Origin of the sequence: Legionella genomosp. 1, assembly GCF_900640215.1 — a bacterium.
Lineage (GTDB): Bacteria > Pseudomonadota > Gammaproteobacteria > Legionellales > Legionellaceae > Legionella_C > Legionella_C quinlivanii_A.
This window is the reverse complement of sequence record NZ_CAAAJH010000002.1, coordinates 23,952-46,936: the sequence shown is the minus strand read 5'-3', so window position 1 is coordinate 46,936 and position 22,985 is coordinate 23,952. Positions and strand designations below refer to the sequence as shown.

Sequence of the window (22,985 nt, the reverse complement as noted above, 5' to 3'; positions counted from 1 at the left end):
CTTCCCCAATGTACTACTTCAGTCGCAAGAAGGTGTAGCCTGTTCCATCAAATAGTTTTAATACCAATCTGGTACCGGTAACCGCGCCTTCACCCTGAACTGGTCCATCGTTAATCGATAAAAATCCATTTTCGCATTCCAGTTGATAGGAATAGGTGTTCCCATTTTCAACGTCACCGTGAGCAGTGTAATTGAATCGAAAACTGTTCAATCCATTTTCTCTGGTGAATGAGGCCTGTGCGTCAAATAGGTAAGCGAGATACGGGCTTACATATCGACCTTCACCCTGCCATGAACGGGATAAGCTGTCGCAGGTATTGGCAGCAAAAGCGCTGTTTAAGAATACTAGTAAAAGATGAAATAGCAGGGTTTGGGTTTTTGTCATAATAAGTCCTTTAAAGGTAATTTCCTGTCGTAATATGACAGAAAGTAAAGGGGAGTGTCGAGTTTTTTGTAATGCGCCTGCAAAAGGTGGATCCCCGCCTTTCGCGGGGATGACAGTTTAATATACAATTCAGCTTAACTTAATGGCAGTGTCCTAGCCCAGAGTGAGAGAGGATTTTCTTAAAAAAATCTTCACTAAAATCCTCTCTCCCTCTGGGAGAGAGTTAGAGAGAGGGTTTAAATGACAGGGCCATTACCCTGTAAATCCTTTAGGTTCCAATGTAAAACTCTTGGTTGACTTAAGCTCTTTTATTACTTGCTGCAATTGTGGTAATGGCTCGACGGCATGGGCCTTATCAGTAAAAAACTGGATTCGAGCTTTTCCTTTCACTTCCGTATTAGAGGAACTCTGCGGCAAGGTTTTTTCTTTTTCAGAGCTTGCATGTTTTTGCAGGGGAGAGCTTGAAGATCTTATTCTGCCGAGGTTAGTCAGGCTGCGTGCTCTCGTTAAAAAGCCGTGTTTTGAAGTGCCGACACTGGGTGTGGACTCAGTGGGTTCCGGATTCTCTTTACTTGCCAGGTTCTCTTCTAAAACGACCCGGAAAGTAGTTTGAACGGGCTCTGATTTATATTGCTTATTAAGCCATGCAGGCACATCAGGATGCACATTTATTGTGGAAGTGGAGTCATGCAGTGTAATTTCCATTTGGCTCTTGTCTAGCAATCTTTTTACCTGGCCAATCTGTTTTTGGAGCGGCTCAAGGTCTGCATTTTGTTGTTGTAACTGGGTCTCCAGTTCGGCAATTTCCTGTGACAATTTTACCAGACTGAGTGAATCAGATGGAAAATCAAGAAGAGACGAGCTGTCTTTCCATTTGCTGTACAATTGATTTTGTTTTTGTTTATCAGTGGATTGCATCATTTGTTCAGCTATTTGAAATCTCAGCTGCAGCGCCACAGAAGCTTGTTGCACTTTCCTGGCCTCTTGTTCCAGGCGATTCAATTGATTTTGAAGTTCATGCTTAATGGCTTCGAGTCTTTCCAGTTCTTTGATTGTGTCGAGTTCAGGAGCAATAAACTGGTTCGCGGACTCGGCAATGTTGGCGAATGTTTCGCTGATAAGTCGAGAGCCTGTACTTTGATTGAGCTCAAAAAGTTCCTTACCCAAAATGGCAAATTGTGAAAATATCTGAGCGCAAATAATATGCTTGTCCTGAAGATGTCGGGATTTTAAAGACGGCCAGGCCAGTATTTCCGCTAATCGCTGATAAAATTGGTTTGCTTCTTTGTATTGGCTTAGGGCAAGAGCTGCTGCTTTACGAATGGAAAGAAAGGCAGGCGAAGCAATCAGCATAAGCAGTTTTTTTATCAGCTCGTCTTCTGAATCATCTGGAGTCACCTTAAGATGATTCTGAGTGAAAAATTTCAGTATGGTTTTGCTGTCCAAGGCTGTGTTTGGAGCAATCAGCGAATAAATTTTCTTGAAGGGATATAAATAAATTTCTAACTGCCTGATATCCATTTCATTGAGAAGATTTTCCTTATTAACCTCTCTAAGCACTTCAAAATTTTCTTTATAGAAGGAGGAAAAGACCTCAAGTATTTTAAGTTCTTTTTCTTGTATTTCATTACAAACATTATAAAGTGTTTTCAAAATTCAACCTGAAACAAGCAAAAATGCTCATCATTTTAAGCAGGGATTATTAAGGAAAAATTAAGAATAAAAAATAAGCTGGGTAACGTTTTTCGTAACTCCCCAGGTACGTCATCCTGAGTGTCATGTACGTCATCCTGAGCGTCATGTACGTCATCCTGAGCGTAGCGAAGGATCTCAAACTGCTTAGAACTGAGCCAGCTTCAGGAGATCCTTCACTTTGTTCAGGATGACGTTGAGACGATTTGACAACCTAGGGAGTTACAGTTTTTCTGAAATTATTAAAAAAAGATGAAAGAATTTATTGGTCTCTTTTTGTGCCAACAGATCAATAGTAAATAATTTTAAAGGTCATTTAAAAAATATTGAATTATTTTTCTACAGTGTGTTAACATCGAGTTCTTTTATTTAAGGGGATAAAAATGGCACGTTTTTTTTCAGCCAATTTACTTGGAACTACTGCGCTTCGTATTATAACGGATGACGAGAAAAGGAGAGAGGATCGAGTACTCTTTTATGATAAGTTTGAATCAGCCTCAGACTTTGCATCGCGACTTATCAGTCTGGTCGTTGCTCCCATCATTATTACGACAATATCTGCGGGATTTGCTATATTAGCCACTGCTCAGTTTTTATGGGGCCTTTGCAACTACCTGGCTGGCAATATAAGGGGTGGGAATCACCTAATGAAGGAAGCGCGCGAAAATGCAGGTTTTACCCTGGGTATTTTTCTTGTAGCTGTAGCGAGTGTGCCCTGCAATATAGTTGATTTTGGCGGCGCCTTATGGAATACACTGCCCTCCTGTTCTGAAGAAGAGGACTTAAGTGAAGCTCCAGGCTTAAATTAAACCGTGTATTAAACATCATACTTTCCTTTCCGCGAAAGCGGAGGGGATTTAAACGTAGCCTCTCATATTCCCGTCTCAATTATTAAAAAATGTAATACTCAGATTCCTGGTTCGCTCATACTTCATGTAAGCAAACACAATGAAATTGTTTATATCTTAGCCTAACAGATTAAATATTAATAAAGTAAGAGTTCTGTGAGAAATTTATTGCATTATTTTTCTACAGTATGTTAGAATTGGCTTCTTTTTAAGAATTGAAGAGGATAAATATGAAAAAGCGACATTTTGGATTAAATTTATTTGGAACCACGCTTATTTCCGCGATTAGTCAAAATAGTAGTAACACCCCGGCCGAGAAAAAAATCCACTTGTTTGAGGCCTTTGAATCCGTTTGGGATTTCTCATCCAGACTTTTAAGTATAGTAACCGCTCCAGTTATTGGCACTGTGGTAAGTGCTGGATTGGCTCTGGCTGCTGCAGCTAGTGTTTTCTGGGGACTTTGTAATTACTTAGCCTTCAATAAGGCAGACGGAAATAAGGCAATGAGTGATGCTAAAGAGCTAGCAGTTTATAGTCTGGCTTTTCTTGCTATCACTTTAGTGGGTTCGCTCTTAAATATAGCTGATTTCGCTGGTGCTGCCTGGAATTCACTGCCTTCATGCTCTGAAGAAGATGAGTCTAGCCAACTTTATCAAACTATCTAAATCATAAGTCACGAACATGCTTCCTTCCGCGAAAGCGGAAGGTTTCAAACTAATTCTCGCCCATTCCCACCGTAATTTTTTTTCAAACCTGAAAAAGCCCAATCTTTAGCTGGATCATACTTCATGGCATAATCAAGGATTTAGGACTGATAGTAAGGCGAGGCTTCTGAATGGATAAAAATTATTGGGAAGAGAAATGGCTGGCCAGGGATATTGGATTTAATCAGCAGCAACCCAATAAACTTATGCAGCGCTATTTTCCGTCTTTGAATTTAACTCCGGGTTCTCGTATTTTTGTACCCTTGTGCGGGCAGAGTGTAGATATGCTATGGCTTTCAGAGCAGGACTATCTGGTCATTGGCGTTGAATACAGTCAAATGGCTTGTGATGCTTTTTTTGAAGAGAACAAGATTCCTTGCAGGATAGTCGAAGTCGACAATTTCACAGTCTATAGCAGCGACACCATCACTTTGTTATCAGGTGATTTTTTCGAAATCAGACCGTCTGTTATTGGCAACATCGATGCAGTTTACGATCGGGCAGCGCTGATTGCTTTAACGGCAGAGCTTCGTCAAGCCTATGCCAGGCATTTAACGGAACTGATGCGTCCAGAAACAAAGATGCTCTTAATCACAACATGCTACAAACAGGATGAAATGCGAGGACCGCCATTTTCAGTAGATGAACAGGAGGTGACTGAACTGTACAGTGACTGTTTTGATATAAATCAATTATATAATAAACCTTTTGATGTACCTTCTCATCTTCAAAACCGTGGATTAAAGCAAGGGGCTGAACAAGTCTATTCTTTAACCAAAAATAAATGACCACAGTAGATATTTTCCTTTAAATCCTCTCGCCCTTTAGGGGAGAGAGACAGACACTGCCATTAAGTTAAGGAAATTTTGGTCTTTCCCGCGAAGGCGGGAATCCATTCCTCAATTGGCATTATAGCGAGCTCAGAAATGGATCCCCGCCTTCGCGGGGAGGACAGTTTATATACAACTGAGCTTAACTTAATGGCAGTGCAAGTTAGAGAGAGGGAAATAAAATCAACACTTCCCCTTTTAAAAAGTACCATAAGGCTATTACTCTATTGACCACTTTGGAAATGGACAGACCAGCGACAAATCAGTACAATTGTGCACCGCTCTTGTAGAGATAATGTAACTCCCCAGGCACGTCATCCTGAGCATACCGAAGGATCTCAAACTCCTGGAGCTGAGCCAGATTCAAGAGATCCTTCACTGCGTTCAGGATGACGTTTTGGGGAGTTACGATATAATCATGAATCTTGAGGCATAATCAGCCAAAAGTCAGCAGGCTAATTACAGGCATTTAACAAGGATGGACAAATTTCCACGTGAATGAAGTCCTCGCTTGATGGAGTTTATATAATGTCATTATATAAAATTGCGATACTGGGCAAACCGAATACCGGCAAAACGCAGCTTGTTCGCCGATTGATTGGAAGCTCCTTTCAAACCCAATACCGAAGAACCATTGGTCATGATTTTTTTGAGTATTCTCATGGCAAAAAAAGAGCCCAGCTTTGTGACACAGTAAATGACCCCTTCAATGAAAGCCTGGGAAGTGCCTATCTTAATGGTGTACAAACCATACTATACTGTGTTGACATTTCATTAGACGATCCTCTGGATATAGCCGATTATCAACACAAAATTGACGAAATTATCAGAGAGTATCCAAAATCCAAAATTATACTGCTGGGTACAAAATGTGATATTCAGAATCATGACGCGCTTATCAGTTTTACTCGATGGGCCGATAAAGCCAGGCTCAGACATCTGATAATCTCCTCAAGATCTGATGAGGGGATTGAGCAATTAAAAACTTTTTTGAATGAGCCAATTGTAAATCATGTCAAAAGAACAGAATATCGTGAAATTCTCGAAAAACTGATTTTTAATATCAGTGAAGGGATTAATCGAAAAACGCGCGGCGAAAACTCCGAAAAGCTGCGATTCTTAAAAGAGGTTTTGAGTGATGTTATTGATGAAAGCAAGCATTTTGATGAGGCTGCAATTAAAAACAGAATTAAAAACCTCTGCGAAATGAAACGTCATTTCTGGAACTTTTATAAACCTCATAGTGTAAAAGAGTATGAGGAAATGATTGCTGAAAAGGAAGCGGTACCATTGCCAGGCGGCTAGAACTATGGATGCCCCGACATTTGGGTTGTTGCATAAACAGAAATACTGCCGTCTTTGCGAACGAAGTGAAGCAATCCAGATCGAATCTTGAACAAAGTGAGAAGCTGGACTGCTTCGCGGGCGCTCGCAAAGACAGTTATTTGTGTACCTATCTTCATTAAAAGCGAAGCCAATCAACTCATGTTACTGATTCTGACTGGGTGAAAGCTGGTTACCCGATTTAATGTCAGAATTCAAAATTACACTTTCAAAATTTTGGTCCGCACCTACAGCCAGCAACCCGTTATTAAGCTTATAAAAATAAACACATTCCTCTTTGGCATTAAACCAGTGTTCCCAGGTCATGCAAACACTGCCATCTTCTTTGACCTGCCATGTTCCTTTGTCATTTTGCGGTGCATCAGTAGTTTTTTGAGCAAATCCACCCATCATTTTACCGTCTTTACCGAAATAGCCGGTGAAACTGTCCGGGAGCACTTTACCGTTAAGCGTTGCTGCAGATATGGTGGTAAGCGTTTTATCGCCTAAAGCATCGCTTACTTCCAATTGGCTCATTGAGGAGAGCGTGGCAGCCAGGCCACAGGACGAAACAGACAATAGTATAGCGGCAATGGATAAACGTTTCATAATGTTCTCTCCTTGAATATTCTTATGAAGGCGATTGCAGTTTAGCATTAAACCTTTATCCTCGCTATTTGATCATTTCTCCAGTTCATTAATGAGATACCATAATTTTATCATCATTTCATTTTTTACTCTGAAGCTTGCGAAACTCGATTCTTCCTTGCTGTCAGCCAGATGACTTGCAAAGCGAATAACGCGCCCATCCTTTTCTATCCAGCCCACAAACCACCCATGCTGCAAGTTTAGTTTCTGGCTTTTGTCCGCCGACAATTGTTGTCCACTACCCGTTTTTCCATATAATTTCCAGCCGCCGACCAGCTCCTGAATGAAGAGGATTTCTTTGGTCATGGCATAGGCTTTGTCTTGCAGGGGTAATTGATGATTGATCAGCTTTTGAAGAAAATCGACTTGTTCTTCTGGTGAAATGGCGAGAGAGCTTGATAGCCAGGCATGGGTTAAACCGTTATTTTGTCCCTTATCACCAGAAACATCCTGATTACCGTAGTCGAATGCCTGGACATAGGCTTTAAAACGTTTCATGCCCAGTTGTCTCGTTAACACCTGAGAATACCAGACGCAGGAATCTCTGATCCAGGTACTGGGATTGTGAGGGTACTTCCAGACATTCAGATACAGTTCATATTCCTTTTTATAAGGCCACAGCGGGTGAAGCGAATCTTTTAAAATACCTGAATCAAATCCCATAAGACTTAATGCAATTTTAAAGGTCGATGCGGGTGCATAGCGTTGATTACAGTCCTCTCCTTCCTGTTTAAGGATCCTTTGATTTTCCTTGATCAGAAAACAGCTTCTCTGAGGCAAAAGTGAAGAGCCAAAAGCTAATACAGGTAAAAGAAGCAGCAAGGCGTATTTTTTCATTAATTATTTCTCTGATATTGGATACGTCATTCCTCTGCTAATGCAGAGGGGAAGATTATTTTGTAGCGTTTAAGGCCAGACTTTCAATTGCAATCTGACGGAATACGGGAGCCGCGAGTTCTCCGCCATTCCTCAATACCTCGCCATTTTTAGTCAGATGACCTTCTTCAATGATGACGGTAATTACATAGCGGGGTGCATTTGCAGGAATATATCCGGCAAAGAGGGCAAGCTGAAGTCCCTGGGAATCCTGAGGATTTTCCAGAAGTGTTCCCGTTTTACCAGCGACTGGAATACCTGGAATATCAGCAAGTTTTCCTGTTCCTTTTTTCACCACGTTTTCAAGCATATGATTGACAGAACTGGCTGTTTGTTCTGAAATCACTGCTGGCCTGGCGGTAGAAAACAGATGACCTTTGTTTGCCAGAATGGCGTAAGATTTAGTTAGCGATTCAATTGTCACCGGGATATTTTCCCCCACAGCAGTCTCTGCAAGCTGAAGCCTTTCATTTTCGCCAGATTGCCAACCGGTCTTTAGGTCAAATCCAAACTGGCTTAGTTTTTCTTTGATAATCGAAACTCCCGTTTGTTCGCTCACTTTAATCAGGCACACATTAATGGATTTCGCAATAGCTTGAGACAGGGAGACCGTAGTTACGCTTCGATCGCTGTTGCTAAACATTTTCCCATTTACAGAATAGGGTGAAGGGCAATCATAGACTTGATTTTCCGAGCTTTTGCCAGAATCAATTGCTGCGGCAGCAATAAAAGGTTTAATGGTAGAACCAGGAGAGAAAATACGCGATTTCCAACTGGGATATTGCTTATCCTGACTTAGTTCAGCAAAAGCAATTATATTTCCTGTACTGGCATCTGCAATAGCAACAACAGCCGATTTTGCATGGTACTGATTAATCGCTTTGCTGACCTCCTTTTCTGCAATCGTCTGAATTTTTTGATCGAGCGCAGATAAGTCCATTTCTTTTATTTGCGTCGCGCTTAATGTGCCGCTAGCGGAATAGGCCACGCAGAGTGGCAGCAAAATGGAAAATGCGGCAATTGCCGTTCCCGATATCATTTTTCGGGATGTATTGCCTGAGTATTGGTTTAGCATTGAAATTCTCCTGATAATAAAAGTGGAGTCTTTATTTTCTTTGCTTAAAGCCATACCTACCGTGCAGGCAAACGCAGGAATTGATTGCAGAGAATTAGAAGACAAGTTTTGTACAACATGCAAAAGGCAGCGGCCATAATCGAGTGCTAAAATGTTGCGGCGACCGACTACTTTTTCGTCACAGGCGCATTCCTGTAAATCGCTTAATACACGCTGCCATTGAGCGATGCCTGGATTGGCAAAGAAAACAATCCTTAAAACTTCAACGACATAAGCCCATACGCAATCTCCGTTACGATGATGCTGACCCTCATGAGCAATCGCAATTTTTGCGTATTTCGGAGTAGACAATAATGAAAGCGGCAACACTATATAGGCTTTTCCAAACAGATTGACTGAAAAGGGGATATGGCATTGGTGAGAGACTTTCACCCGCAGTCTACCAGCGCTTCGATAAGAAATGGCCTCGCTTAAAAGCCTTCTTAATGTAGTCCAATGCGACCATACCCGATAAATGCGAATGGAAATAAATAAACCAAATAGAAGAAGAAAAAGGTTTAGATAACTTAGCTCGGTAACTTTGGGTATTGGGGAGTCAAGACCTGATTTGATTAAGTCATTGCTTACAACAGGCTGCTTTATATAGTGTTGAAGACTGTCCAGTGAGACGAGTTTTGGCAGTTTTATATTCGGCGCTGAAGGAATGCTTTGAATTATCAGCGGCGAAATGACGCAACTGATTAATAAAAGACGGGTGAGCTTAAGCTTGAGGGAGGGTTGCTTCGCAAACCAGGGGAGCCGGATAAACCAGGAGCTTAACAATAACAGGCTATGAATGCTTAATACAATTTCCAGAAATAACATTATTCAATTCCTGTCAGGTTTTCATTGGTGCTTAACTGTTTTAGCGCTTTTTCAATCGCCAGAATATCCTGCTGTTGCAGTTTATTGGCGACTAGCAGACGTTGAACAAGTGCCAGGGGCTCCCCATCAAACACATTGGTGACTACATGATCAAGACAAGTGCTTTCATAATCAGATTTTGAAACAACGGGGATGAAAATATGGGCATGAGTGCTTTTCTCACATTTGAGAAAGCCTTTCTTTTCCAGCACCTTGAACACAGTAGCGACTGTGGTGTAGGCCAGGGATCTTTTTGTGGAAAGCTGTGAAACCACTTCTTTAATCGTGGTATTGCCTAAAGTCCAGATGATATTCATCAGTTCAAGCTCTACTTCAGTGAGAAGGCGTTCATGAGCCATAGTCGAATGTGCGGGCATTGATTACTCCGATAGTTATAAATGGATTTCGTATAAAGCGATGTTGTTGCATGAATAAAGATACCTGTACCAAAACTGTCTTTGCGAGCGTTAGCGAAGCAATCCAATTCCTGATTTAGTTCAAGACTCGATGTGGATTGCTTCACTTTGTTCGCAAAGACGACATGTTTTTCATTATGCAAAAATATCGCAAGCGCCGAACCTGGAAATTTAGTTAAACATATCCCTACTATATTTTTAGTAGATACTACTATAAAAATAGTAGACAGTGCAAGCCCCCAGGCTTTAGAAAAGCAGGACTTTAGTTTCAAAACTCACAAAGATGGATTGGCCGCCGTTTCTACAGGGGGAGAGGAGGTTCTTTCAGACTGTCTTCTCGACAAGGCATATATTCCCACCTCCCTGACTGCCGCAAGGCTTAATAGGGTGTTGATCGATTTTCTAAGTTTTAAAGTTTGCTCAAAAGGGTTAACAGGGATATAGGGTTTAAGCTCAGCTTGATTAAGGGATTGTGCTGCGAATCGATAAAGAATGGTCTTTCTGATATCATTTACCGCCTGCATGAGTTCCGCTTTGCCTGTTTCTGGATATTGGGGAGGAACAGGCAGCGTTTCGTCATAAAGATACAATGCAAAATATAAACCTGACAGATAAGCAGAATAAGAGGACTCTATTTTACTTGGAGCTAATCCGTTTAGATCTAAATCCCGCCCTGAACAATAGTATATGCAATCTTTTTCACGCGAAGACTGTTTCACATTCTCACTATCTTGATGGCGTGTAAAGGCAGGTTTTTTTAACATGGAGGATAAAGCAATGCATAGACTTCTCAGGAGATAATAGCTTTCAAACAGCAGGGGCTGATAGCTTCCCTGTAATAATCCATCGTTTTGTTCAAGAGGCGAAATGACAGTTGAAAACTCCAGATCCTGGAAGTTTAAGCCTGCGGAGATAGTTAAAGTTTCATAAAGCAATTCCTCATAAGAGAGGAAGTTAATATAAATAGAATGTAATTCATTAGTCGGGAGCAGATTAATATCCAGCAAATTTCTCATTTTAAGGAGTTGCTGATTAATTTCTTTTATTGTCAATATGGATGTTCTAATCGTTTCAATGGGCGAGTTATATATTTTTTTTGGCATATCACTCAGTGATTTCCTGGTATCTTCATTAAAAAAACCACTGAACTCCTGTTCGATTTTAATTTGTTTTTCCAAAATTGAAATCATGGCTTCACTACGATAGCTGGGGAGAAGAAGTGAGAGGGCAGGATAGTCTTTTGTATTTTCCAGTGTTCTGTTAAGTGCCTGAATTGATGGGTCTTGTGGATAGGGATAAAGACTTTCGGTGAGATCAAGATGATGCGGGGCAAGTTTGTGAACCGCCTTAAAAATCAATAATAGCTGATGACTGCTTTGCGATGCGCAAAGCCTGGATATTTCAGCATAATCAGGTTGATACTGATTTAAAAAATGATAAACACCCAGAATAAAACTTCCGAATTGTTCTGAGGATAACTGAATAGCATTCTCTTTATCAAAAACTGAGGCTGGTATCCTAAGTGAAGATTCCCGGCCGTACTGATAATAATAGTAATTAAGCTCTTTGGAGTCGCTTGCCATCTCTGTAATTTTTTTCAAAGGAGACGATTGGACAGTGGGTATTTCTTCCAGCTTTTCCTCAACCAGCTGATTGAGATATCCAACCTGATAATATACATCTGCAACAAGCGCTTGAAAACTCGCGTACAAATAATGCCATTTTCGGGTATCTTCGGGCCGATCGAGGACAATGATTCCCAAGGGATTTTCATTGAAAATATGAAATTTTGTAACGTGGTAGATAACCACATCGGACTTGTCTATAAGCCACTCATGGATGCGCTGAAAGTTGGCCTTGATGTAGCTTTTCTGGTTTTGAAACAGCGTACTATCAATCTCGATAAAATCCCTGGTAACTTTATCCAGATATTGAATTAATCGATGAGCCTTCTCAATTTGTTCCAGACGCGCTTTACCTGCTTTTCTCCAGTCGTTCTCAGAAGTGTTACGGTAAAAGAGGTACAATCCGGGAATAAATCCTTCAATATTCACCCTCAAATCTCGTACAAGAGCCATTAATTCTGATTCCTTCATCGACGACTATCCTTTGTCAGCGTTTGATTTATTATTTTGGTAACTCCCAAGATTGTAGCGTCATCCTGAACGCAGTGAAGGATCTCCGGAGTCTGGCTCAGTTCTAAGCAGTTTGAGATCCTTCGCTACTCTCAGGATGACGTACCTGGGGAGTTACTTATTTTGTATCATAAGTTATCTACAGAGGGATAGATAAAGGGGTTGTAAGCTCTAAACATATTTCTTGATACTATCAGACAATTTTTTCATATTCTGGCTGGTAAAATCTTCTCTCTCTACTGTTTTATCTGATCGTTCAATTAATTCAATAAAATAACCGCCCAAATCTTTCACAATAAAAAACTGTTTCAATCCACTGACGGGATCCGTAATAATCTCTGTTGAGGTTCTCGTAATTTTATTTGCTTCACAAATATTCCAATTCTCTGATAGATCATCCACTTTGTACGCGATATGATGAATTCCCTCGCCAAATTTTCGGTGATATTTTTTGAACACCGTTTCTTCATTCATTCCCTGAGTAATCACACAAAAAATAGCCGGATTAGCGGGCAGAGTCAGAATATAATTGGTCATGTCATATTCGGGATCAACAACAGTTCCCGAATTAACATGTTTAATATACTGGAAATTAAATCCCAGCAGATTAATATGAAAATCGGCTACTTTCTCTGCATTTTCCACAATCAGTGTGTAATGATCAATTTCCCCGAGAGACAGCTTTGCGTTTTTAAACGGATGGTCAGGAATCATACACCTCTTCCCGAATAGATGAATTAATGAACAATTTTAAATATAGTCATACAGGCAGTGGTTTGCAAAAATCAGATGTCAGTTCATCGAAAAATCATAATTTATTTCGTAACTCCCCAGGTACGTTATCCTGAGCGTAGCGAAGGATCTCAACCTGCTTAGAACTGAGCCAGATTCAGGAGATCCTTCACTGCGTTCAGGATGACGTTGAGACGATTTGATTGAATTAAAATCAAACTTGTCCACAACCTGGGAAGTTACTTTATTTCTCTGGAGGAATGATTGGAAAATTGCCAAGATTTAATCTTTCAATCCGGGAAAACCATTATTTCCGGCCGAGTTCCAAATAACAGGATCATTCAAATTGATTTCTTCACTTTGGCAGTATCGCCTTAATAACATCCTAATAATTTCTTAATAATCCAGTGATACTATTTTCACACATTCACTCATTAATAACTCTTTATGACAAAAAATGCCTATATTATGGGGATGGGGCCTGCCGGATTGGCTGCTGCTCTGAGCTTGTTAACTAAAGGCTATTCGGTTCATTTGATTGACTCCAGGCGAGAAGATCAATTGTTTAGCCGTAGTCAGGGAGTGGTATTGCAAGAGCAAACCATTACTGATTTCTTTAATCTAAGCTCACTTAAAAATAAAGCATACTTTTTAGATCAGAGGGATTTCAGATGCCAGTTAATTGCGCCGCAAGAGCTTCCCGAGCTTAACGAAGAAGAGCGTCTTGATCTGGCGTTTTTTAAGCTTATCGAGAAAGAGCGAACTGTAATTGCTATTAGTGATTTGCAACGCTATCAGTATGAAAAATTACAATTTATCTATGCGAAGAGAGCGTATTCTTTTAAACGAAATACAATCCAGTTTTCAGACGATCAGCAATTGGTTTTTCACAAAGGAGACACTCAGGTTATCGAGGCCAGAGGAAAGGAGCAGGAGCTGGTTCTTGAAATCGATGGCAAGCAGCAAAATGTTCATTTTGACCTGCTGGTTGATGCGTCGGGAAAAACTGCTAAATCCTATACACAAATTTGGAATAGACAAAATCCGGAGTTTGCGATTTCCTATGAGCCGATTGAGAATCCTGAATATAATGCCTTTGGTATTATCAGTCTGGCCATTGAGAATGCTCCTTTTGAGATGATGCGTACCCCGGTAATGACTCCATTCGATTCCAGTATCATTTTGTCTCCGGAGCAGATATCCGAACTAAAATCTTTAGGCTGGAAGCTTGAACGTTCTCCGGTATTCTTTATAAAGTATTCAAAGCAGTCTGAAACCGTCTATGCTACTGGTGAAGTGCCTGAGGAAATCTTACAAAGTAAAGACACCGGGGAACTAAAAAAATGGTTTGACCGTATCATTCAATTGTTAATGAAGAATGAAAAATTCAAAACCAGGGCCTTAAACCTGTCTTCAGTGTTCAAAATGGATCTCGAAATTGCCAGCCATCATGCGATGGGTCTTCCACAGGGTGGATTTTATTGCCTGATAGGGGATGCGTTTATGCCTGCCAATTTTCTATTGGGATGCGGAATAGAGAATGCCCTGGAGGATGCGGCTGAGCTTTTTAATGGAGTGGAAAACCAGTTCGCCGAGCAGAGTGATTATCGGAAAGAACGTGCTGAGGACTATATAGAATCTCTTGAGCATTTTAAATCACTGATTAGCCACCGAGAAAAAATCTCCCGTCTTCGATATGAATTACAGCAGTTAAGCACGCAATCTCCGCCTTAAGTCCTTGCTTTATTCACGTAGCAACGCTCGCGGCATTTCCTCACACCACGACGTTCCCCGCTTTATGCGGGGAATCCAGTTAATCTACGAGTTTCCTGGATCCCTCGGACAAGCCCTGAGGAATCCCCTCATTTTTTCATTTAAAAAATACATACATTATCAGGTCAAACTGACTTTAAATAGTGTCGTTTCCGCGTAGGCGGAAATCCATCTTGCAAACAAAGTTAGGAATTACCTTGAGAAATAGATTCCCGCCTTCGCGGGCACGACACGATAATAGACTTATTTGAGCAAATGTTAAGTCATCCGCTGACTATATAAAAAATGAGGGGAGCCCTCAGGGACAAGCCGAGGGACGCAGACGCTAGAGGCAACCCCGACACTGCTTTTGCCATGAACTATAATTAACTCACATTTCACGGCTGATAATCCATTATAACTATGGGGGTTAGGATGGCTATTTCGCGAGCTGATTTCTATAAAGCATCTCCTGAAGCACTTAAAGCCATGTTGAATCTTGAGCGATTTGTGAATGAATCCGGATTGGACAAGCGCTTGCTTGAGTTGCTAAAACTGCGAGTTTCTCAAATCAATGGCTGCGTATTCTGTGTTGATATGCATTGTGTTGATGCTTTAAAAGCAGGGGAAACGCAAAGACGTCTGAATGCTGTTGCCGTATGGCATGAAGCGCCATTCTTCACAGAGCTCGAACGTGCGGCTTTAGCCTGGGCTGAGGCAATTACTTTATTATCAGAAACTCATGCACCTGATGAAGTCTATGAGGAATTGCTGAAGCATTTCAGCGAAAAAGAAGCAGTTGATTTGACAGTTGCTATCATCACCATCAATGGCTGGAATCGACTTGCAGTAGGCTTTCGCAAACTGCCCGTAAATAATTAGAAGTAGCGCCTTTCACTTTCATGAAAGGCGCTGGCCAGATAATTACAGAGTTCTTCCGGGAGTTTCAAATTCCTTCAGGGAGTGGTTGATTGTATCTTCCACTTTGCGCATGGTCCGGTTACCCTGTGCCTGCCAGAACATCGGTGACTTGCCTGTTACCAGAGAATAAGCACCTAAAACTGCCAGGCCAGGGAGCACACCGGTAAGCGCTATCGCCAGGATTTTCAGCGAATTTGAAGCAAAACGTGTCCAGGGACCGTCACGATGCGATGAAAGCATCTCTTTGTCTGCTTGAGTTAGCCTTGTTTGATATTCCTTCATTCTATCTACTGCCAGAGGAATTTTAACCTCGTCAGTTAAGATGGCTCTCAGGTTTGACACTATTTGCTTTTTCTGTTCGGCAATAGGATCTTTTTTATTATTGAGATGCTCCAGATACCCATCAATGAGGGGTATGAGTTCATCGCTAATGGTATTCAGACATTTTCTTTGGGTGTCACTGTTTAAAGCCCTGAGAAGTTCAACACGTTTAGCTTCATCTTGTAAAGACTGGCCTGCTCTGGCCTGAGCAAGTTCTTCCTCAAGCTGGGCCTTCTCAGTTTCTAATCGTCTGACATCGCTCTCCTGAGCTTCGTTTCTTTCCGTCGCTTGATTCAACTCTGCTGCCAGGCGTGAATTCTCTGCACTAAATTGAGCCATTTGCCGCTCTGCCGATTCTTTCGCTTGAGCTGATTGATTGCGTAGATCGCTATTTTCAGACTTTAAGGCCTCGTTTTCACGAGCTGCTTCCTGCTGGAATCTTCGCGCCTCCTCCATTCTACGGCTTTTCGCTTCAATTTCGGCACGCAATCTGGCATTTTCATCGGCCAGGCTTTGGTTTTGCTTATCTAACTCCTTGCGAGTATTTGTAATGACTTCCAGTTGAGACTTTAGTTCCAGATTTTCGTTGGCGGCAGCAGACAGTTGCCGGTCTTTTGCCTGAGCTTCCATTACCATCTCGAATTGCTGTGCAACGGCCTCGCTTTTCTCCCGCTTTAAGACAGCAACTTCATCCTTGAGCCTGTCATTGCCTAACTGAAGTCCCTGATTGTCTTTAAGCAATGCCTGAATGTGTTCATTCATTCCTTTAAATTTAGATAATGTTGATAAAAGCTCTTTATTCTGTGCATCCAGCCTGTCTTTTTCAGAGGATAAAACATCAATTTTTTGAGCATAACTTGATATTTCTTGTCGAAGACTTTCAATAGTATTTTGCAAATCAGCTTTTTCAACAGTTAATCCCTCTTTTTCTTGAGTCCGGGCTTCAAGCTGATTTTGCAAAACTTGGGTTTTTTGTTGAAAAGCTTCTATCTGTGCTGTCAAAGTTTCCATCAGCAGGAGTGAGGCTGCATTTTCAGATTCCAGAACTTTCATTCTTTCTTCTGCGTGAACTCTGGCCTGAGATAAACGCTCGTTTACCTCTGACAGGTCTTTATTCTCAATGAGAAGATTAGCAAGCGCTTTTTCTAACAGGTGATATTCACCCTGGAGTTTTTCAATCGAAGGAAACTCATCTTTTCCTGCAAGAATTCTGAAGCATCTCACTTGTTTAGCGAATTCTGAGTCACCGTCTGGAGCAGGCAAATACCGGGCAGCACAATCACACAATGCATTCAGATTCAGTTGAAGTTCATGCAGGTATTCATCGGTAGGTAATATCTCAACGGCTTTGAGATCTCTTTGAAAATTAATTAATTTTTCAAAGAGCAATTCAAAGTCAGACCAGGTGGGTTCAGTATCGAAATATTTGCTTAATAATTCGGAATCAATAGAGTCAATCGCTTCAGCATTTTCCCCTGATAAACCATAAATCTCGATGATATCGCCTTTGATTAATGGCCAAAGCAATGCAATAGTCTCTGGATAATCTGAATCCTCGACTCCGGCTACGCGTTCCTCCAGCGCGGCAAAAAAGCGTTTGTCCTCTTCGCTATTAATTTCCGTGGTATCCGCATTCTTTTTAACAATTGAAAAAGCTATTTTCGTAAAGCCATTTACCAATTTGTCATGTTTGGGTGTTTTGATGGTAGCAACTATGTTCTGAAGCTCGTGTTCGAGATTTTGCTGATACTGAGCAAATGTTTTTACTAGAGACGACTTCGCATCCTCTTTAACCTCTCCCAGCAGCTTGGACAGCTCACTCTGTTTATTCTGCGCGGAGCTGGTTGCGGCGATTGCGCCGGCAGCCATTGCACCGATTGGAACAGGTAAAGACGATTGACTTTCTTCGCTGCTCTTTAAGCTAACCAGTGTTTCTTCAAATTGATTAAATGCACCCACAATTGCCTGATAAAGGGTCCATCGAGTGGCGGGATCTAATCCAGCGGATAAATAGCTCTGGCTGATTTTTTCAACCACCGCGGAGAATCCTTCCTTAATCATTTTCTGGCCTGATTCAGTTGCCAGCAGATTAGCCACTGTGGAAGGCATGCCAGCTGGTTTCTCAGCAGGGATTAAATTAGTCCAGCTCTCGGTTATCGATGATGAAACAGAGAGGTCAACCGCGATGGCATTTAATTGTTTTTCTGGTTTGGCAACTGCTGCTAAAAATCCTGACACAAGAGTCTGTGTCGCCTGAGTCAGCAGATGATCAATGGACGAGGTTGCATCGATACCAAAATCCTTAAACAATTTTTCTCGGGCAATGTTGGCATGTTCTTCATTAACAAAGCCTGATACGGGTGGTATGACACTGGATAAGGGAACATATTTACCATCCTGTAAGGCTTCGCGAAACGTTTTATTGCGCTGGCCAAGCCAGGCATAATTGGTGTTGTTAAACACTTTATAGGCTAGTTCATTATCCTGCATTTTATAGTAGGAATGATAAGTGGCAGGAACCAGACATTCAGAATTAATTACTGTTTCAATTGGCTCGCCTTCAGTCTGTTTTGTGGAAACCAGAGGATGGTCTTTATCGGTCAGCTTGTGTTTATTAAGAGATCGAATCACTCGGTTAAGCAAACCTTTTTCCGGCGCATTTGCAAAACTGTTCATGTCAAACTGCACTTGATTATTATTTAAAAACCGAAGCAGTTTTAAAAATACTAATTTGTGAGCCTCTTTTGCATTGGCATTGCCTTCACCTGATTTACGTGGTACAGCAGGAACAGGCTTTCCCGTCTGGTCACAGTTATTTCCGGAAGATCCGGTGCCGTGATGCCCCGGAATAGTAATGGCCGAAAACTTTGCGCCTTTGTGAACAGGTGCTTTAGGCATGATGGGTGTAAATCCCCAACTCTTTTCGTTTTCGTAATAAACGATTTCTGCCTGATCAACAATTTCAGGAAGGGGTTGATAAAATAACTTGTCATCCCATCCATAAATGGGAACGTCGCCAGGAACTGGATCCAGAACAAAAATACTTAATTTAAGATCGATTGTTTGCTTTTGCTCATAAACGGCTTTCAATTGAGGAAACACTTCCTGCTGCAGTTTGTGAGTGATCGTTGCATTTGCTAAAAAAGGACCGACAACCGGATCGGCTTTTAGCAAGGTTATGAATTGTTCGTAATTAGAACCTTTATTCTGATTGAACAGGTTTTTGATTGCATTCATGTAGTGGGTGAGCAGAATGGTTTCTACCCCTCCGCGGCTATGAGCAATAATAGCTGCCCGGTCGTCACCGCGAAGAATAGCTTTGAGAAGGGATTCCATCTGCCGGGCGATACGGCTATAAACGGCCTTACCCAATGTATCGGGACCGATGATAACTTCTACTTTATCAGAGACATAGGGGCTTTCATCATCACGACGAACGCCATTTGAATCGACTAATTGACCGGCGACACTTAAGGCTTCACCGTCAGGATAATTAACGGGATCTTCCTCTGGGGTCGGGGTATAATAAGTATCTGTACCAAGATTAACCTGTACAAATACCTTCTCTTTCTTCTCTTTCATGCTATCACCTACAACAAAACTGCGAATCCGTTTATTTACAGAAACATAAGTCCATTTAGTCAGATTAATAGTTGAATTATACGTGGTTAAACTTAACGTATTCTTAAAGAATCGATATTTTTTAAGTGCTAAATCATGCTAAGACTCCTCTCAGAGGAGAGGGATTTTCTCTTAATTTTCCTCAAAGTCCTCTCTCCCTTTGGGAGAGAGTTAGAGAGAGGGTTCAAAATCAGCTCTCTTCCCAGCCTGGATTCTCTAATTACAAGCCCAAAGGGCATGCTGTACGTTCTTGATCTTTTTCGGTAAGTTCTTCTGCCAAGTCATTAGATTTGCTGCTGAAATTAATCATCTCCTGAATGGCGGCGATCTGTTTTTGAGACTTTTCGTAGTATTCCGATGTAGCCGGAATTGTTTGATACAGCTCTTTTAATAGTTCCAGATTTACAGGGCCATAATTAACTAAATAGCCTATTTTTTCATATAAACGAAGGGGTTGCGCTGATCTATAAGTTTGTTCAACAGGAGGATAGGTTAAGTCTCTCAATAAACTGACTAACTGGAACATCAAATCATGATCCTTATTTTCTGTCTGTTCCCTCTTTGCTTTCTCTATTGCCAGCATGAGGTTACCCTGCTTAATTAAGCTATGTTTGAGATTTACGCATTGCACTTGGCGTTCTCTTAAATAAAGTTGATTTTTTTTTAAATAACCGTCTTTTAATGCATCCAGTTGCTTAAGCAGAGTCGCATAGGAAGGGAGGGTATAAGGCATAATTGCTCTTTAATTGTGAATTTTATTGGCGTATTTTAAAGAAAAAAAATTAAAAAAATAGCCCGGTTTATACTTATTTATCCTGGTATGATTGCGGGCAATTGTAAGTCGTCAGTAATTCTGATTGAATGAATATCCAGGATCATGAATATTCAGGGAAGATTGGGATCATGACTATCAATTTTTTTAGAAAAATAGATGAGTATCAATTATTATTTGCCGCGGTAGAGAAGAACAATCTTCATGTGGTGGAGCAGGTGCTTCCTCATATTTCAGATATCAACCGATATCAGCAAAGAGGCGAGATCCTCTGTACTGCACTGACTGTAGCAGTACAAAAAGGCTATGTGGAAATGACGCGTCTCTTGCTTGAACATGGCGCTGATATCAATTCGCCAGTACTGCAATCGTTGTTCTCCTTTCCTGATGGTAATCCAGTTATAGTTTCGGATAATGAATTACAGGACGGGGAGTTGATACTTCGTTATCCGGTTATTTCCCGGCCATTAATGATTGCCGCTGAGATGGGACATAAACCAGTATTTAATTTACTGAAAGAGAAGGGCGCCGAACTCCATTTTATGACGCATGAAGGCAGTCCTGTCTTTGCAGGAGTCGAGAAAGGGAATCTGCAAATGGTCGCCTTGTTTCTGGAGGCTGGAATCAATGTCAATGAGAAGAATGAGAATGGAGACAGCCTGCTGCATCGAAGCGTCAAATCATCACATGCAGCGCTTACGCAGTTATTATTGCGTTACAAAGCAGATTGCGAAGCGCTGGACTCTTCAGGGAAAAAGCCTGTCTATTATGCCAAAAACGAAGAAATTAAGAATTACATCGTATATGGTCCGGATTATTCCCCATGCCCTTGCGTGTTAATGTAGAGTTGTTATATTACGAGTTTTGCGTTTGGATGCATAAAAAAAAACGTCTTTGCGAGCGTTAGCGAAGCAATCTGGCTTCTTACTTTGTTCAAGCTTGGATGTGGATTGCTTCACTTTGTTCGCAAAGACGATGGGTTTATCTAGGCAACAATGCCTTCGCGGGAGTGGAAAAAACATGTCAGGATGAATTGATGCGGACTTTTATGGAGGGGAAAATGCGCTTAGGAAATAGGCTATACTCGCTTCAACGAATAGTTTGCGTACTTCTCATGATGGGTTTTGCTTCAAATGAAGCAACAGCCAATCAGCCGCCTGAACAGCAAATTAAGCAGTTTGTATCGGCCCATCAGCAAGAGCAGCTTTCTTTATTAGAGCAGCTGGTGAATATCAACAGCGGTACCAGCAATATTTCTGGTGTTCGCAAAGTGGGTTCAATCTTAGCGAGCGAATTCGAAGTCCTGGGTTTTAAACTGCGCTGGGAAGAAGAACCTCCCTCTATGCAGCGGGCGGGTACACTGATTGCCGAGCATCCCGGTAAAAAAGGGAAGCGTCTGCTTTTAATAGGTCATCTGGATACAGTTTTCCCTCTTAACAGTCCTTTTCAGCAATTTAAGCGCGAAGCAAATTTTGCAATGGGGCCCGGCGTTGTCGATGATAAAGGAGGGGATATCGTTATCCTTTATGCTTTAAAAGCCTTACAAGCGAACAACCTTCTTAATGATGCCAATATTACCGTGGTGTTAACCGGTGATGAGGAAGACTCCGGCAAGCCGACTTCTATTTCAAGAAAGCCGCTTAAAGAAGTTGCTCAACATTGCGATATTGCTCTGGATTTTGAAGGAGCAGTCACTATGGATACTGCAACAATTGCCCGGCGGGGAATAACCAATTGGGTAATGACTAGTCAGGGTACTGAATCGCATTCTTCACAAATTTTTCAGCAGGGTGTCAGCTACGGTGCTATTTATGAACTGGTACGAATTCTGGATACCATGCGTGAGCAGCTAGCTGGTGAAAAGTATTTATCATTCAATCCTGGCTTTATTTTGGGCGGTACCAGTGTTGACTATGACAATAAGGATTCCCGAGGGGAGGGTTTTGGTAAAGGAAACGTCATTGCCAAAGCGGCAGTGGCAAATGGGGACCTGCGCTTTATCAGTGAACAGCAAAAAGAAGCCGCTCAGCAAAAAATAGCAGCAATTATTAACTCCCACCTGACCGGTACCAATGCCACTATCCGATTTCAGGATGGGATTCCTGCCATGTCTCCTACTGAAAGCAATTTAAAATTACTGGAAAAGTACAGTCAGGCAAGCAGCCAGCTTGGTTATGGAGCGATTAAACCACTGGATCCTGTCTTGAGAGGAGCTGGGGATATTTCATTCATTGCATCAGAAGTCGAGGCGTCATTGGCTGGCCTCGGACCAGCAGGTTCAGGTATTCATTCAGAAAAAGAAACCCTGGACATTGCTTCTTTGGGAATTCAAACCGAACGTGCTGCTTTATTAATCTACCAGCTGACACAGGAAAACTAGGAGAGTGTTAATGCGAATCTGCTTTGTATTTTATAATGAGATGACAACTCTCGATAGTATTGGGCCGCATGAAGTTTTAGCGCGTTTACCAGGAGTTACTGTGCAACGTGTGGCCAAACAGGCAGGAAGAGTACAGACCGGTTTGGGTCTGCAGTTGATAGCGGATTATGCCTTATCGGATGTCATGGAAACCGATATTCTGGTGATTCCCGGAGGCTGTAAGGCAACCAGTCTTTCCCATGAGCCAGAAATACTCGACTGGATAAAATCAATTCATAATACGACTCAGTGGACAACTTCCGTCTGTACGGGCAGTTTAATCCTGGGAGCGGCTGGGCTCTTGCAGGGCAAGCGTGCCACTAGTCATTGGGCCGTTTTGGATAGACTAAGGTATTGGGGTGCTGAACCTGTTTCGGAGCGGATTGTCGAGGATGGCAAAATTATCAGCGCTGCGGGCGTGTCGGCAGGAATTGATATGGCTTTACTGCTGGCCGCTAAAGTGGCGGGCCGACAAGTGGCTGAAACCTTGCAGCTTGGCATCGAATACGATCCTGAGCCGCCTTTTAATGCAGGCTCGCCAGAAAAGGCTGGGCTTGAAATTGCCCGGCCTTTACAGGAACGTCTGCTTCAATTATTTGAGCCTGTATAGCA

19 protein-coding genes are annotated in these 22,985 nt (G+C 41.7%); 9 read left to right on the top strand and 10 right to left on the bottom strand.

Features of this window, described 5'->3' with window-relative positions; translation table 11 throughout:
* Positions 1-13: 13 nt before the first annotated feature.
* Positions 14-385, bottom strand: coding sequence for a hypothetical protein (locus tag E1O89_RS02405; protein WP_133138791.1), 372 nt, complete (start codon positions 383-385; stop codon positions 14-16).
* A gap of 252 nt (positions 386-637) precedes the next feature.
* Positions 638-2,038 carry a hypothetical protein gene (locus E1O89_RS02400; protein ID WP_133138790.1) on the bottom strand — a complete coding sequence of 467 codons (1,401 nt, stop codon included), beginning with the start codon at positions 2,036-2,038 and terminating at the stop codon, positions 638-640.
* 422 nt (positions 2,039-2,460) lie between these two features.
* Between E1O89_RS02400 and E1O89_RS02395 the strand changes: the two genes are divergently transcribed.
* The 4 genes from E1O89_RS02395 (at position 2,461) to E1O89_RS02380 (ending at position 5,764) form a co-directional block, all read left to right on the top strand.
* The gene (locus E1O89_RS02395) at positions 2,461-2,886 is read left to right on the top strand and encodes a hypothetical protein (RefSeq protein WP_133138789.1); all 426 of its coding nucleotides are present in this window, start codon (positions 2,461-2,463) and stop codon (positions 2,884-2,886) included.
* A gap of 269 nt (positions 2,887-3,155) precedes the next feature.
* On the top strand, positions 3,156-3,590 hold the full coding sequence (locus tag E1O89_RS02390) for a hypothetical protein (RefSeq protein ID WP_133138788.1): 435 nt from the start codon (positions 3,156-3,158) through the stop codon (positions 3,588-3,590).
* Positions 3,591-3,760: 170 nt separating this feature from the next.
* Entirely contained in the window at positions 3,761-4,417 is a 657-nt protein-coding gene (gene tmpT, locus E1O89_RS02385; protein ID WP_133138787.1) for a thiopurine S-methyltransferase, read from the top strand.
* A 570-nt stretch (positions 4,418-4,987) separates the two neighbouring features.
* Positions 4,988-5,764 (top strand): GTP-binding protein, encoded by a 777-nt coding sequence (locus E1O89_RS02380; protein ID WP_165483041.1) that lies wholly within the window; start codon positions 4,988-4,990, stop codon positions 5,762-5,764.
* A gap of 183 nt (positions 5,765-5,947) precedes the next feature.
* Here E1O89_RS02380 and E1O89_RS02375 read toward each other — a convergent pair whose 3' ends face one another.
* The 6 genes from E1O89_RS02375 to E1O89_RS02350 form a co-directional block, all read right to left on the bottom strand.
* Positions 5,948-6,391, bottom strand: a complete 444-nt coding sequence (locus E1O89_RS02375; protein ID WP_133138785.1) for a hypothetical protein — start codon at positions 6,389-6,391, stop codon at positions 5,948-5,950.
* Positions 6,392-6,463: 72 nt separating this feature from the next.
* Complete coding sequence (blaOXA, locus tag E1O89_RS02370) at positions 6,464-7,267, bottom strand: class D beta-lactamase (protein WP_133138784.1); 804 nt, start codon at positions 7,265-7,267, stop codon at positions 6,464-6,466.
* Between the two features lie 55 nt (positions 7,268-7,322).
* A complete protein-coding gene (locus tag E1O89_RS02365) occupies positions 7,323-9,245 on the bottom strand; it encodes a M56 family metallopeptidase (protein ID WP_133138783.1) in 1,923 nt (640 codons plus the stop codon).
* The gene (locus E1O89_RS02360) at positions 9,245-9,661 is read right to left on the bottom strand and encodes a BlaI/MecI/CopY family transcriptional regulator (RefSeq protein ID WP_133138782.1); all 417 of its coding nucleotides are present in this window, start codon (positions 9,659-9,661) and stop codon (positions 9,245-9,247) included. The genes E1O89_RS02365 and E1O89_RS02360 overlap by 1 nt, the downstream gene beginning before the upstream one ends.
* Before the next feature lie 314 nt (positions 9,662-9,975).
* Positions 9,976-11,796 (bottom strand): hypothetical protein, encoded by a 1,821-nt coding sequence (locus E1O89_RS02355; RefSeq protein WP_133138781.1) that lies wholly within the window; start codon positions 11,794-11,796, stop codon positions 9,976-9,978.
* 210 nt (positions 11,797-12,006) lie between these two features.
* Positions 12,007-12,549: a VOC family protein gene (locus E1O89_RS02350; RefSeq protein ID WP_133138780.1), complete on the bottom strand. Its 543-nt coding sequence runs from the start codon at positions 12,547-12,549 to the stop codon at positions 12,007-12,009.
* Between the two features lie 465 nt (positions 12,550-13,014).
* Here E1O89_RS02350 and E1O89_RS02345 point away from each other — a divergent pair, with 465 nt between their 5' ends.
* Entirely contained in the window at positions 13,015-14,301 is a 1,287-nt protein-coding gene (locus E1O89_RS02345) for an FAD-dependent monooxygenase (RefSeq protein WP_133138779.1), read from the top strand.
* 453 nt (positions 14,302-14,754) lie between these two features.
* Positions 14,755-15,201, top strand: a complete 447-nt coding sequence (locus E1O89_RS02340; protein WP_133138778.1) for a carboxymuconolactone decarboxylase family protein — start codon at positions 14,755-14,757, stop codon at positions 15,199-15,201.
* A 42-nt stretch (positions 15,202-15,243) separates the two neighbouring features.
* On the opposite strand, the gene E1O89_RS02335 is transcribed toward E1O89_RS02340, so the two are convergent.
* A complete protein-coding gene (locus E1O89_RS02335; protein ID WP_133138777.1) occupies positions 15,244-19,143 on the bottom strand; it encodes a hypothetical protein in 3,900 nt (1,299 codons plus the stop codon).
* A 259-nt stretch (positions 19,144-19,402) separates the two neighbouring features.
* The gene (locus E1O89_RS02330; RefSeq protein WP_133138776.1) at positions 19,403-19,915 is read right to left on the bottom strand and encodes a hypothetical protein; all 513 of its coding nucleotides are present in this window, start codon (positions 19,913-19,915) and stop codon (positions 19,403-19,405) included.
* Between the two features lie 170 nt (positions 19,916-20,085).
* Between E1O89_RS02330 and E1O89_RS02325 the strand changes: the two genes are divergently transcribed.
* From E1O89_RS02325 to E1O89_RS02315, 3 genes are all read left to right on the top strand, one after another.
* Complete coding sequence (locus tag E1O89_RS02325) at positions 20,086-20,799, top strand: ankyrin repeat domain-containing protein (RefSeq protein ID WP_165483040.1); 714 nt, start codon at positions 20,086-20,088, stop codon at positions 20,797-20,799.
* Between the two features lie 215 nt (positions 20,800-21,014).
* Positions 21,015-22,334 (top strand): M20 family metallopeptidase, encoded by a 1,320-nt coding sequence (locus E1O89_RS02320; protein WP_262337372.1) that lies wholly within the window; start codon positions 21,015-21,017, stop codon positions 22,332-22,334.
* 10 nt (positions 22,335-22,344) lie between these two features.
* Positions 22,345-22,983 carry a DJ-1/PfpI family protein gene (locus E1O89_RS02315; protein ID WP_133138774.1) on the top strand — a complete coding sequence of 213 codons (639 nt, stop codon included), beginning with the start codon at positions 22,345-22,347 and terminating at the stop codon, positions 22,981-22,983.
* Positions 22,984-22,985 lie beyond the last annotated feature (2 nt).